Annotated in this window: 9 protein-coding genes; 3 read left to right on the top strand and 6 right to left on the bottom strand. The window is 72.8% G+C overall.

Annotated features, from left to right (window positions below):
* Window positions 1-38 precede the first annotated feature (38 nt).
* The 4 genes from ACIQ8J_RS25770 to ACIQ8J_RS25755 all read right to left on the bottom strand — a co-directional run bounded on the left by ACIQ8J_RS25770 (window position 39) and on the right by ACIQ8J_RS25755 (window position 3,635).
* Window positions 39-890 (bottom strand): 1,4-dihydroxy-6-naphthoate synthase, encoded by an 852-nt coding sequence (locus ACIQ8J_RS25770; RefSeq protein ID WP_403274096.1) that lies wholly within the window; start codon window positions 888-890, stop codon window positions 39-41.
* A complete protein-coding gene (locus ACIQ8J_RS25765) occupies window positions 877-1,656 on the bottom strand; it encodes a futalosine hydrolase (RefSeq protein ID WP_403274098.1) in 780 nt (259 codons plus the stop codon). Before ACIQ8J_RS25765 ends, ACIQ8J_RS25770 begins: the two co-directional genes overlap by 14 nt.
* A 17-nt stretch (window positions 1,657-1,673) precedes the next feature.
* On the bottom strand, window positions 1,674-2,168 hold the full coding sequence (locus ACIQ8J_RS25760; protein WP_403274099.1) for a DUF2771 domain-containing protein: 495 nt from the start codon (window positions 2,166-2,168) through the stop codon (window positions 1,674-1,676).
* A gap of 93 nt (window positions 2,169-2,261) precedes the next feature.
* Entirely contained in the window at window positions 2,262-3,635 is a 1,374-nt protein-coding gene (locus ACIQ8J_RS25755) for an MFS transporter (protein ID WP_403274100.1), read from the bottom strand.
* 318 nt (window positions 3,636-3,953) lie between these two features.
* Here ACIQ8J_RS25755 and ACIQ8J_RS25750 point away from each other — a divergent pair, with 318 nt between their 5' ends.
* Both ACIQ8J_RS25750 and ACIQ8J_RS25745 read left to right on the top strand, forming a co-directional pair.
* The gene (locus tag ACIQ8J_RS25750) at window positions 3,954-4,862 is read left to right on the top strand and encodes a DUF3027 domain-containing protein (protein ID WP_403274102.1); all 909 of its coding nucleotides are present in this window, start codon (window positions 3,954-3,956) and stop codon (window positions 4,860-4,862) included.
* A 771-nt stretch (window positions 4,863-5,633) separates the two neighbouring features.
* Entirely contained in the window at window positions 5,634-8,723 is a 3,090-nt protein-coding gene (locus tag ACIQ8J_RS25745; RefSeq protein WP_403274244.1) for a sacsin N-terminal ATP-binding-like domain-containing protein, read from the top strand.
* Between the two features lie 165 nt (window positions 8,724-8,888).
* On the opposite strand, the gene ACIQ8J_RS25740 is transcribed toward ACIQ8J_RS25745, so the two are convergent.
* Together ACIQ8J_RS25740 and ACIQ8J_RS25735 are read right to left on the bottom strand one after the other, a co-directional pair.
* Window positions 8,889-11,306 (bottom strand): cation-translocating P-type ATPase, encoded by a 2,418-nt coding sequence (locus tag ACIQ8J_RS25740; RefSeq protein WP_403274103.1) that lies wholly within the window; start codon window positions 11,304-11,306, stop codon window positions 8,889-8,891.
* 130 nt (window positions 11,307-11,436) lie between these two features.
* Complete coding sequence (locus ACIQ8J_RS25735; protein WP_403274104.1) at window positions 11,437-11,712, bottom strand: DUF2530 domain-containing protein; 276 nt, start codon at window positions 11,710-11,712, stop codon at window positions 11,437-11,439.
* A 205-nt stretch (window positions 11,713-11,917) separates the two neighbouring features.
* Between ACIQ8J_RS25735 and ACIQ8J_RS25730 the strand changes: the two genes are divergently transcribed.
* On the top strand, window positions 11,918-13,309 hold the full coding sequence (locus ACIQ8J_RS25730) for an NCS2 family permease (protein WP_403274105.1): 1,392 nt from the start codon (window positions 11,918-11,920) through the stop codon (window positions 13,307-13,309).
* The last annotated feature ends 1 nt before the right edge of the window (window position 13,310 follow it).

Genomic DNA, 13,310 nt, shown 5'->3' with positions numbered 1-13,310 from the left:
TTACACAACCCTGCGGGGTAACGCGCTGGGTAACCCCGTTATACGAAACTGAGCGCATCGCGGCCGAGGGGCGGGACCAGCCCCTCGGCCGCGGCGCGTGTCAGGAGCCCGCGCACCGCGGCGTAGCCGTCCTCGCCGAGGTCGGCGGTGAACTCATTGACGTAGAGCCCGATGTGCCGGTCGGCCACCGCCGGGTCCATTTCCTGGGCGTGCTCCCGTACGTACGGCCGGGACGCCTCCGGGTCGTCCCAGGCGAGCCGCACGGAGGCGCGGGCCGACTCGGCGAGCAGTCGCAGCGTGTCCGCGCCAAGGGAGCGCTTGGCGATGATCGCGCCGAGCGGGATCGGCAGCCCGGTGGTCTGCTCCCAGTGCTCGCCCATGTCGGCCAGCGAGTGCAGCCCGTACCGCTGGTAGGTGAACCGCGCCTCGTGGATGACGAGGCCGGCGTCCACCTTGCCGTCGCGCACCGCGGGCATGATCTCGTGGAACGGCATGACGACGACCTCGCCGACCCCGCCGGGCACGACGTCCGCGGCCCAGAGGCGGAACAGCAGGTACGCCGTCGACTTCTCGCTCGGCACCGCGACCGTCTTGCCGGTGAGGTCGACGTCCGCCTCCTTGGTGAGGACCAGCGGTCCGCAGCCCCGGCCGAGCGCCCCGCCGCAGGGCAGCAGCGCGTACTCGTCGAGGACCCAGGGCAGCACCGCGTACGACAGCTTGAGCACGTCGAACTCGCCGCGCTCGGCCATGCCGTTGGTGATGTCGATGTCGGCGAACGTGACGTCCAGGGCGGGCGCGCCGGGCACCCGGCCGTGCGCCCAGGCGTCGAAGACGAAGGTGTCGTTCGGGCAGGGAGAGTAGGCGATCTTCAGCGGCTCAGTGGGGCTCATGGGGGGTCCAACTCTCCAGTACGGGCGGGAACTTCCCGAATGCCTCGGTGAGCGCGGCGAGCGCGTCGCCGATCCGCCAGGCCGAACGGTCGCGCGGGCCAACGGAATTGGAGATCGCGCGGATTTCGATGGCCGGCACGCCGAGCTGGGCGGCGGCCTCGGCGACGCCGAAGCCCTCCATCGCCTCGGCGGCGGCGGACGGGTGGCGGGCCAGGAGCGCGGCCGCGCGGTCGGCGGTGCCGGTGGCGGTGGTGACGGTGAGGACCGGGCCCTCCAGAGCGCCGAGCGCCCGTGCCACCGCGCGGCTCAACGGGCGCGGGGGGTGCAGCGTGTCGCGTCCGAAGCCGAGTGCGGTGACGGGGATGAAGCCGTCGGGGGAGCCGGCGCCCAGGTCGGCCGCGACGATCTCGGAGGCGACGACAAGGGAGCCGAGCGGGGCGACCGAGGGGAAGCCGCCGCCGATTCCGGCGGAGACGACCAGGTCGTACGGGGTGCGGGCGAGCGCGAGCGCGGTACCGGCCGCGGCGGCCGCCGGGCCCACCCCGGCGGGCAGCACGTCCACCTCGTGACCGCCACCGCCGCGGAAGCGGGCGGGCGGCGGACCACCGGGGCGCACGGATCCGGGCACGGGGTCCGGCGAGGCGTGTGCAGCGGGTGCGTGTACGGGACCGGGGTCCGTGTCCGGCGGGGCGTAGCCGGCGCGGGCGAGGCCGGCGGCGACGGAGTCCGCCTCCGCCGCCACCGCGGTCACCACCAGTACGCGCATCAGGCGGAGCCCGGCCGTCAGGAGTTGGTGCGCTTGAGCGTGAAGCTCCAGACCGACTCGGGCTTGTTGTCCTTGTCGACCTGCACGATGCTGACCTTCTTCTCCTTCGGTGCGGCACCCTGCCCGCCGGTGGAGAAGACGTCGGCGCCGGGGAAGCTCCGGTACGTCTGGCTGGAGGCCTCGGTGATCGGGCTGCCGTCGAGCAGCGCGATCCACTTGCTGCCGTTCTCGACGACCTTGGGGTCGACGCCGAGGCGCAGGGTCGCGCCGGGCGCGTAGTCGATCGACTTGGCGTTCTTGACGCCGCTCAGGCAGCTGGTGAGCTTGTCCTCGGCGAGCGGCTTGCCGTCGCCGCGGCAGGAAGCCTCGGTGTTGACGGAGTTCGTGCCGACCGTCACGGTCGCGAGAGGCGTCGGCTTGTCGCAGGCGGAGAGGACGAGGAGTCCGGCGGAGGCGGCGGCGAGTGCGACGCCGGCCCGGCGGGTCCTACCGGAAGTGAACGCAACGGTCATGGGCCGAAGGCTATCGGTCGCCCCGAGCCAAGCCGCGCGGGGGTGCGGAGTGGTGTGTCGGACGCCCCGCCCGCGCGAGGATCCCGGCCCTGTTCACGCCACGCGTGGAAGCGGGGTGCCGCGGCGGGCCGCGCCGAGCAGGGCGCGTACCGAGACGGCCGCGCCCAGGGCGAGCAGGGACGCGGCCACCGACATGCCCAGGACGCCGTTGAGCGGCAGCGCGATGCCGATGGCGCCGCCGAGGACCCAGGCCATCTGGAGCAGCGTCTCGGAGCGGGCGAACGCGGACGTGCGGACCTCCTCCGGTACGTCTCGCTGGATCATCGCGTCCAGGGACAGCTTGGCCAGTGCCTGGGTGAACCCGGCGGTCGCGCCGAGCACGGCCACCATCACGCCGCTGAAGAACGCGGCGGACAGCACCGCGGCACCCAGCGCGATCGCCAGCATCGTCACGATCAGCACCTCGGGCCCGCGCGCCCGCAGCAGCGAGCCGACCGCCGTGCCCAGCGCGTTGCCGACCCCGGCCGATACGCCGACGATGCCGAGGGAGACCGCCGCGCTCTGCCCGGCGAGCGGGTGCTCGCGCAGCAGGAACGCCAGGAAGAAGATCAGGAACCCGGAGAGCGAGCGGAGCGCGGCATTGGCGTACAGACCGTTCTGGACGGATACGCCGACCGTGCGCAGGCTGGGTTTCTGGCCGCCCCGGTCGGAGAGCCGCGCCTTGTGCTCGCCCTTGGCCGAGTCGACCTTGTGCGGCAGCGTGAAGGCCAGGAACGTACCGCCCGCGAAGACGCAGAACGCCCCGTACAGCGGCCACTCGGGCCCGATGCGGGAGAGCCCGGCGCCGATCGGGGCGGCGGCGCCCGTCGCGAGCAGCCCGGCGAGGGTGACCCGCGAGTTCGCCTTCACCAGCGAGAAGCGGGGTGGCAGCAGCCGCGGCACCACGGCGCTCCTGACGACTCCGTACGCCTTCGACGCGACCAGTACGCCGAGGGCCGCCGGGTAGAGCTCCAGGCCGCCGGTGGCGACCGCGGCGGACATGGTGAGGGCGAGGACGGCGCGGGCCAGCATCGCGCCGGCCATCGCGGCACGGCGGCCGTGCGGCATCCGGTCGAGCAGCGGGCCGATCACGGGCGCCAGGAGAGTGAACGGCGCCATGGTGATCGCGAGGTACAGGGCGACGCGGCCGCGCGCCTGGTCGGTCGGCACGGAGAAGAACACGGTCGAGGCGAGCGCCACGGTGATCATGACGTCGCCGGCGCCGTTCACCGCGTGCAGTTCGATCAGTTTGCCGAGACCCGACTCACCGGCGCCGTGCGCGTGGGTGGCTTTTCTGATCGAACGGGCCGTGCCGGTGAAGGGCAGATGCAGGGCGCGGCCGACCGACCGCCCCGCTCTGCGGAGGCGGCCGGACCTGTCCGAAGACCCCGACGACCTTGCGGTTGCCACCCCGTCATAGTGCCCCAACCCCGTCCGACCCGAACCGGGATTCGGACGTGCAGGTGGGCCGGGGGCCACGAAGGGGGTAGCGTGACAGGCGCGCCGCCCGCGGCTGCCCATGGCCGCGCGCCTTCCCGCGATCCCGCAGAATGGATTGCAGAAGGTGCGCCCCCCAGGCTCGTCACGAGCTACAGGGGTCCCCGGCCAGTGAACTGGACAGCTGCTGGGCAGTTGATCGCTCGGGCGCGGACGTTGACGCGGCCCCCTGGTCCGCTCCGCCCGCCACCCGTACGGATTCGGCTCCCCGGCGCACCCGTGAGACGGCGTAGGAGAGAAGCGAGACCTGTGAGTGCTGCGACGACGCGAAGCCGTACCCCTGACCGCCTGTGCGCCGAGGCGGTCGACCTAGCCCGCGAGGCGGCGGAGGAAGCCGCCGCGCCGGGTGTGGTCGGCGAGCATGTGGCCCTGGTTTCGGAGGGCGACCGGGTCGTTACGCACTTCTTCGAGTGCAAGGAGCCGGGGTACCGGGGCTGGCGCTGGGCGGTGACCGTCGCGCGGGCCTCCCGCGCCAAGCTGGTCACCCTCGACGAGACGGTCCTGCTGCCCGGCCCGGACGCCCTCCAGGCCCCCGAGTGGGTGCCCTGGAGCGAGCGGCTGCGCCCCGGCGACATGGGCCCGGGTGACCTGCTGCCCACCGAGGCCGACGATCTGCGTCTTGAGCCCGGGTACTCCGGCGAGGACGCGCCGCCGCCGAACTCCGCGGTGTCCGAGCAGATGGCCGAGCGGGTCGAGGCGGAGGACGCCGAGCTGGTGGCCCCGGCGGCCACCACCCGCGGCTCCATCGCGGCCCTCGCGGAAGAGCTCGGCATGCGCCGGGCGCGGGTCCTCTCGCGGTACGGGCTGCACGCGGCGGCCGACCGCTGGGAGGAGTCGCACGGCGGCAAGACCGCGATGGCCCAGGCGGCTCCGGCCTCCTGCGTGTCCTGCGCGTTCCTGGTCCCGATCGCGGGCTCCCTCTCGCAGGCGTTCGGCATCTGCGCCAACGAATTCGGTCCGGCGGACGGGCATGTCGTGGCCCTGGACTACGGCTGCGGCGGCCACTCCGAGGCGGCGGTCATGCCGAAGCCGCCGCGGCCGGCTCCGCCGGTGCTGGACTCGGTGGCGGCGGATCCCTTCCCGCTGCATCCGGTGCGGGACGAGGGGTCGGTGCCGGAGGTGCCGGACGCGGTGTCGGAGGACCTGGGGCACTCGTAGCCCACGCCTGCCTGTGACGGGGTGGGACGGCTGACCCCTGGGGCTGCGCCCCAGACCCGCTCGGGGGCTCCGCCCCCGGACCCCCGGGGGTTTGCCCGCCCGCCCGCCCGTGACTCGGGGTTGAGAAGGCTCGGCCCTGGGGCTGCGCCCCAGACCCTGCGGGGGCTCTGCCCCCTGCACCCCCGGGGGTTTGCCCACCCGCCCGCCCGTGACGGGGGTTGGGAAGGTTGAGCCCTGGGGCTGCGCCCCAGACCCCCTGAGGGGCTTCGCCCCTCGAACCCTGGCGGGGGCTTTGCCCCCTGCACCCCCTTCGGGGGCTTCGCCCCCGGACCCCTGGGGGTTTGCCCTCCCGCCCGCCTGTGCAGCGGGTTGGGAAGGCTGACCCCTGGGGGGCTTCGCCCCCTAGACCCCCTGAGGGGCTCCGCCCCTCGAACCCCGGCGGGGGCTCCGCCCCCTGCACCCCTTTGGCCTTCGCCCCCTGCCCCTCTGGGCTCGGCTCTCGCACCCCCTCTGGGCTCCGCCCTCGCCCGCCCTCCGGGCTCCGCCCCACCCCCGGCGTGTCGGACCCGGCCGGCCCGGAAAACCAGCCCCTCCGGCGTTTGAGGAGCGGGGGGCCGGGGGCGGGGGGCCGGGGGCGGTGCCGCCGGTTTTGGGGAGGGGCGGGGTGGGGGGAATTGAAGCCCGGACCCGCCCGCACGGTACCTTCGGGCCGCATTCACTTCCCGGCCCGCCGGGACGGACAGAGCGGAGTACGGCGTGATCGTCAAGGCGATGGCGGCCGGAGGGGCCGACCCCTTCGGGACGGCACGGCTACGGCGCGGGGTGCTGAACGCCTGGGGCGCGGGCCCGGCCAGATTCCGCGAGGACGCCAACGCCGAGGAGGACCTCGCCCTCGGCGGCTACCGCGACCGCCTCGTCGTGGAGCTGGCCCAGAACGCCGCAGACGCCGCCGCCCGCGCGCACACCACCGGCCGGCTGCGGCTGACCCTGCACCCCGCAGACCACGACACCCCCGCCGTGCTCGCCGCCGCGAACACCGGCGCCCCGCTGGACGCCGCCGGCGTCGAGTCGCTGTCCACGCTGCGCGCCTCGGCCAAGCGCGCCGACACCGAGGCCGCCGTGGGCCGGTTCGGCGTCGGATTCGCCGCCGTGCTCGCCGTCAGCGACGAGCCCGCCCTGGTGGGCCGCACCGGCGGCGTGCGGTGGTCGCTCGCCGAGGCCCGCGAACTGGCCGCCGAGGCCGCCCACGCCAGCCCCGGCCTGGGCGACGAACTGCGCCGCCGGGACGGACACGTACCGCTGCTCAGGCTCCCGCTGCCCGCCGAGGGCCCCGCTCCCGAGGGGTACGACACCGTCGTGGTGCTGCCGCTGCGCGACGGCACCGCCGAGGATTTGGTCCGCCGCCTCCTCGACGGCATCGACGACGCCCTGCTGCTCACACTCCCCGGGCTCACCGAGATTGTCATCGAAACCCCGGACACGACGCGGGTGTTGCGGCGCTCGGTGCACGAGGAGTACGTGCACATCGAGGACAGCCGTGACGAGCGCACCCACCGCTGGCGGACCGTCAGCCACCACGGGCCGATCGGCAAGGAGCTGCTCGCCGACCGTCCGGTCGAGGAGCGGCTGCGCCCGCACTGGACGGTGACGTGGGCGGTGCCGGTGGACGAGGAGGGGGCGCCCGTGCGGCCCCGTACCGCCGCCGTCGTGCACGCGCCCACCCCCACCGACGAGCCGCTGGGCGTACCGGCGCTGCTCATCGCGTCGTTCCCGCTGGACACCGCGCGCCGCCACCCCGCGCCCGGCCCGCTCACCGACTTCCTGGTGGCCCGCGCGGCCGACGCGTACGCCGAACTCCTGGGCGCCTGGCGGCCGGTGTCCACCGCCACCGTCGACCTGGTGCCGGGTCCGCTCGGCCGGGGCGAGCTGGACGGCGCCCTGCGCGCGGCGGTCCTGGAACGGCTGCCCCGCACCGCGTTCCTGGCGCCCGCCGCGCCCACCGAGGAACTTCTCGCGCTGCGCCCGTTCGAGGCGGAGGTCGTCGAGGGCGCGGGCGCCGACACGGTACGCGTCCTCGCCGAGGTCCTGCCCACCCTGCTGCCCGCCGGCCTCGAACGCCGCGCGGAACTGCGGGCGTTGGAGGTCGGCCGGCTCTCGCTCGGCGACGCCATCGAGCGGATCGCCGGAGCCGAGCGCGCCCCCGAGTGGTGGTACCGGCTCTACGACACGCTCGCCGGGGTGGACCCCGACCGGCTGTCCGGCCTTCCCGTACCGCTCGCGGGCGGTCGTACCGCGATCGGCCCCCGGCAGATCCTGCTGCCGCTCGCCGACACCCCGCGCGACCTCGCCCGCCTCGGCCTGAAGGTCGCGCACCCGGACGCCGCGCACCCCCTGCTCGAAAAGCTGGGCGCGCTGCCCGCCACCCCGCGCGCCGTCCTGACGACCCCTCAGGTGCGGGCCGCCGTCGCCGCCTCGCTGGACAACGACACCTGGGACGAGGACGCCCTCGACGCCGACGAACTCGCCGACACCGTACTGGCGTTGGTGCGCGAGGCGAACCTCGCGCCCGGCGACGAGCCCTGGCTCGGGGCGCTCGCGCTGCCCGACGAGGACGGTGAACTCGAGCCCGCGGGGGAGCTGGTCCTGCCGGGTTCATCCTTCGCCGCCGTCATCCGCGAGGGTGAACTCGCCGAGGTCGACCGCGAGTTGGCCCACCGCTGGGGCGAGCAGCCGCTCACCGCCTGCGGGGTGCTCGCCACCTTCGCCCTCGTACGCGCCACCGACGTGGTCCTGGACCCGGACGAACTGGAGCCCCGCGAGGGCGACTTCGCCGAACCGGACGACGCGGGCCTGCTCGACGCGGTGGACGTGTGGTGCGAGGACGTCCTGGACCGGCTGCCGGACTCTCCCGTCCCGCCGGTCGCCACCGAGATCGTCGCCGTACGCGATCTCGACCTGGTGGACGACGACGCCTGGCCGCAGGCCCTGGCCCTGCTCGCCCAGCCGCCGCTGCGCGACGCCCTGATCCAGCCGGTGCGCGTGCTGCTCCCCGACGGCACGACCGAGTCCGTACGCCCCTACACCGCCTGGTGGCTGCGCGACCATCCGGTGCTCGGCGGTCGGCGCCCCGCCGGTCTGCGCGCGGCGGGCTCCGATCCGCTCCTCGCCGGTCTGTACGAGTCCGCGGACGCGACCGGCTTCGACGATGTGCAGGTCCTGCGGGCCCTGGGGGTACGCACCTCGGTGGCCGCGCTGCTCGACGAGCCCGGGGGTGCGGCGGAGCTCCTGGGCCGTCTGGCCGACGAGGACCGTCCGGTGTCGGGGGGCCAACTGCACGCGCTGTACGCGGCGTTGGCGTACCTCGACCCCGAGCAGGTCACGCTGCCCGACGAGCTGCGGGCCGTGGTGGACGGCGAGGTCCGGGTGGTCGACGCGGCCGACGCGGTGGTCGCGGACGCCCCCGACCTGCTGCCCCTCGCGGGCGGCGTGGCCCTGCTGCCGGTCGCCCCATCGCGGGCGGCGGAGCTCGCGGAGCTGCTTCAGGTGGGGCGGCTGAGCGAGTCCGCGGACGCGGAGGTGGCGACGGTGGGGGTCGAGCACGCGGTGCCGGATTCGGTGCGGGTGCTGCTCGGACCGGCCACGCCTTCGACGTACGTCGAGCACGAGTCGCTGATGGCGGGCGGGGTGGAGCTGGACTGGCGCCGGCCGGTCGACGGCACGGTGCATGCGGCGACCCTGGAGGGGGTCGCGGCGGGCCTCGCCTGGGCGGCGGGCCAGTGGCCGCGCCGCTTCGAGGTGGCGGCGCTCCTTGAGGACCCGTCGAGGACGGAGGAACTGGCGCGGGACCGCTGGTTCGACTAGTCAAACGCCGGAGAGGCTCGACGGGTTGAGCCTCTCCGGCGCTTGAGGAGCGGGGTCCGGGGCGGAGCCCCCCACGCGGCGGAGCCGCAAAATGTCACAGCGGGAAGGGGCGGGCAGGGGAAAAGCTCCCCGCCGCGACCCCGACCCTGACCCACCGGACACCCCCTAGTCCGGCCAGCGGCGGCCCACCCAGCGCCAGGCCAGTTCCAGCACGCCGGACGCCGCCACCGCTATGCCGACGGCGGTCCACGGCATGACCGCCCCCACCAGCTTCAGCGCGAAGAAGTGCTGCAACCACGGCACCGCCAGCACCAGCAGGAACGCCACGCCCATCGAGACCACCAGGGCGATCCGCCACCACGTGTAGGGGCGGGCGATGATCGCCAGGACCCACATCGAGACCAGGAACAGGGTGAGCGTGGTGACGCTGGTCTCCGCGTCCAGCTCGCCCGGACCCGAGTAGTACGCCCGCGCGATCATGTACGTGACGAACGTGGCCACCGCCGCGATGACCCCGCTGGGGATCGCGTACCGCATCACCCTCCGCACGAAGTGCGGTTTGGCGCGCTCCTTGTTGGGGGCCAGGGCCAGGAAGAACGCCGGGATGCCGATGGTGAAGGTGGACAGCAGGGTCAAGTGCCTGGGCAGGAAGGGGTATTCGACCTGGAAGCAGACCACCAGGACGGCCAGCAGGACCGAGTACACCGTCTTGGTGAGGAAGAGCGTGGCGACCCGGGTGATGTTGCCGATCACCCTGCGGCCCTCCGCCACCACCGAAGGCAGCGTCGAGAAGCTGTTGTTCAGCAGGACGATCTGGGCGACCGCCCGGGTCGCCTCGGAGCCCGAGCCCATCGACACGCCGATGTCGGCGTCCTTCAGGGCCAGTACGTCGTTCACGCCGTCGCCGGTCATCGCGACGGTGTGGCCGCGGGACTGGAGGGCGGCGACCATGTCGCGCTTCTGCTGCGGGGTGACCCGGCCGAAGACCGCGTTGGAGTCGAGGACTTCGGCCATCTCGGCCTGGTCGGTGGGGAGTTGGCGGGCGTCCACGGTGTCCGCCGCGCCGGGCAGGCCGAGCTTTCCGGCCACCGCGCCGACCGACACCGCGTTGTCGCCGGAGATGACCTTGGCCTTGACGTTCTGCTCCTCGAAGTAGCGCAGGGTGTCGGCGGCGTCGGGCCGCAGCCTCTGTTCGAGGACGACCAGCGCGGTGGGCCTGGTGTCGGACGCGATGTCGGGGTCGTCGAGCTCGCGCGAGGCGCGGGCCAGGAGCAGGACGCGCAGGCCCTTCTCGTTGAGGGTGTCGATCTCGCTCAGTACCGGGTCGCCCGGCGGGAGCAGCACGTCCGGCGCGCCGAGCAGCCAGGTGCTGTTCTCGCCGTCGCCCTCGCTGAACGCGGCGCCGCTGTACTTGCGGGCCGAGGAGAACGGCAGCGACTCGGTGCAGCGCCACACCTCGCTGTCGGGGTAGGCGTCGATGATCGCCTGGAGGGAGGCGTTCGGCCGGGGGTCGGACTCGCCGAGCGCGCCGAGGACCTTGCGTACGTAGGTCTCGTCCGAGCCGTTCAGCGGGCGGAGCTCGGTGACGTCCATGCCGCCCTCGGTGAGCGTGCCCGTCTTGTCGAGGCACACCACGTCGACGCGGGCCAGGCCCTCGATCGCGGGGAGTTCCTGGACCAGGCACTGCTTGCGGCCCAGGCGGATGACGCCGATCGCGAAGGCGACCGAGGTGAGCAGGACGAGGCCTTCCGGGATCATCGGCACGATGCCGCCCACGGTGCGGGCGATGGAGTCCTTGAAGTTGTTGTTCTTCACCACGAGCTGGCTGATGACCAGGCCCATCGCGGTGGGGATCATCATCCATGTGACGTACTTGAGGATGGTGGAGATGCCGCTGCGCAGTTCGGAGTGGACCAGGGTGAACCGGCTGGCCTCCTCGGCCAGCTGAGCCGCGTACGCCTCGCGGCCGACCTTGGTGGCGGTGAACGCGCCGCCGCCCGCGACCACGAAGGAGCCCGACATCATCCTGTCGCCGGGCTTCTTGAGGACCGGATCGGCCTCGCCGGTCAGCAGGGATTCGTCGACCTCCAGGCCGTCCGCCTCGACCGCCTCGCCGTCCACCACGATCTTGTCGCCCGGCCCGAGCTCGATGACGTCGCCGAGCACGATCTCGGAGGTGGAGATCTCGGCGGCCCTGCCGTCGCGCCGTACGGTCGGCTTGGCCTCGCCGATGACCGCCAGCCCGTCCAGGGTCTTCTTGGCCCGCATCTCCTGGATGATGCCGATGCCGGTGTTGGCGATGATCACGAAGCCGAAGAGGCTGTCCTGGATCGGCGCGACGACGAGCATGATCGCCCAGAGCACGCCGATGATCGCGTTGAACCGGGTGAAGACGTTGCCGCGGACGATCTCGGCGGTGGAGCGGCTGCTGCGCAGCGGTACGTCGTTGACCTCGCCGCGCGCCACCCGCTCGGCGACCTCGGCGGTGCTCAGGCCGCCGGCGCGCCCCGCCGGTGCGGGCGGCTTCACGGGATGGACGGGGTCGAGTTCCGCCCCGGCGTCGATGTTGGCGCGCTGCGTCATGATTTCGACGGTACGGGGGGTTTGGGCGCTTCACCTGCCGGGACGGCCGAACATCCGACCCTGGGAGGAGACGAATGGTCCTCTGGCGGTACGCAGGTCCCGCGGGCCGGTGACTTTCGGCTCTTGCGCCCTATTCCTTCTCGGCCGCCTGTTGGGCGGCGTGCCGCTTCAGCGCCGCGTCGCGGCCGCGGACGTACCAGATGCCGATGAGGCCGAGGCCGCCGCCGGCCAGACAGGTCCACACCCACCACAGATGGCCGTGCGAGTCGAACCAGCCGTAGAAGGGCAGCTGGACGAGGAAGAGGACGAACCAGAGGATCGTGCCGCCGGTGATGGTGGCGACCACGGGGCCCTCAAGGGGCTCCGGCGCCTCGTGCTGGGGTGATCCCTTGGGAAACGCAGGCATGCGATCAGTGTAGGGCGCGGCTTTTCCGCACCCCTGGTGGACGGCCGCGCACAGGTCCCCCTTGGGTCTACGCGCGGAGATGGTGATCTTCGCCTTATGTATTCATACTGAAACGGCTTACGGCTGACTCATTCTGTTCGTTAAAACGTCCAAAGAAGCTCGGGTACGTGCCGTTTCCCCGCCCCCGTCACGACTGAGGTTCCGCATGAACGGCCTGGACCGCTACTTCAAGATCTCCGAGCGGGGTTCCACCGTCGCCCGCGAGATCCGTGGCGGATTCGCGACCTTCTTCGCGATGGCGTACATCATCGTGCTGAACCCGATCATCCTCGGCAGCGCGAAGGACATGTACGGGCACCAGCTCGACAGCGGGCAGCTGGTCACCGCCACCGTGCTCACCGCCGCCTTCACCACGCTGCTCATGGGCGTCATCGGCAATGTGCCGATCGCGCTCGCGGCGGGGCTCGGCGTCAACACCGTGGTCGCCCTCCAGCTCGCCCCCCGGATGAGCTGGCCCGACGCCATGGGCATGGTCGTCCTGGCCGGCTTCGTGGTGATGCTCCTGGTCGCCACCGGTCTGCGCGAGCGCGTCATGAACGCGGTGCCGCTCGGACTGCGCAAGGGCATCGCGATCGGCATCGGCCTGTTCATCATGCTGATCGGCCTGGTCGACTCCGGCTTCGTCTCGCGCATCCCGGACGCCGCGCACACCACCGTGCCGCTCGAACTCGGCGGCAACGGGCACCTGCTCGGCTGGCCGGTCCTCGTCTTCGTCCTCGGCGTGCTGCTCACGCTCGCGCTGATGGTCCGCAAGGTGCCCGGCGCGATCCTGATCTCCATCGTCGCGATGACCGGCCTCGCGATGATCATCAACGCGGTGGCCACCGTGCCGTCCTGGGGCCTGACCACCCCGAAGTGGCCGGGCAACCCGATCGACACCCCGGACTTCGGACTCGTCGGCCACGTCAGCCTCTTCGGCGGGTTCTCCAAGGTCGGCCTGCTGACCGGCATCCTCTTCGTCTTCACCGTGCTGCTCTCGACGTTCTTCGACGCGATGGGCACGATCATGGGCATCAGCGACGAGGCGGGCCTGACCGACGCCGAGGGCAACATGCCCGGTATGAACCGCGTCCTGTTTGTCGACGGCATCGCCGTGGCGGCGGGCGGCGCCTCCTCCTCGTCCGCCACCACCTGCTTCGTGGAGTCCACGGCGGGTGTCGGCGAGGGTGCGCGCACCGGCCTCGCGAACGTGGTGACGGGCGGGCTCTTCACCGTCTCCCTCTTCCTCACCCCGCTCGCCACGATGGTGCCCTCGCAGGCGGCCACCCCGGCGCTGCTCGCGGTCGGCTTCCTGATCATGTCCGCCTCGATCAGGGAGATCGACTGGGCGGACTGGACGATCGCCATTCCGGCGTTCGTGACGATGCTGATGATGCCGTTCACGTACTCGATCACCAACGGCATCGGCATGGGCTTCATCACCTTCACGGTGCTGCGCCTGGTGGCCGGCCGGGCCCGCGAGGTCCCGGTCGCGATGTACGTCGTCTCGGCGGTCTTCGGCTTCTACTACCTGATGCCGGCGCTCGGACTCACGTAGC

The organism is Streptomyces sp. NPDC094147 (genome assembly GCF_044764265.1).
Classification (GTDB): domain Bacteria; phylum Actinomycetota; class Actinomycetes; order Streptomycetales; family Streptomycetaceae; genus Streptomyces.
Note: the sequence above shows the minus strand (reverse complement) of the source record. Positions and strands in the feature narration are given on the sequence as shown.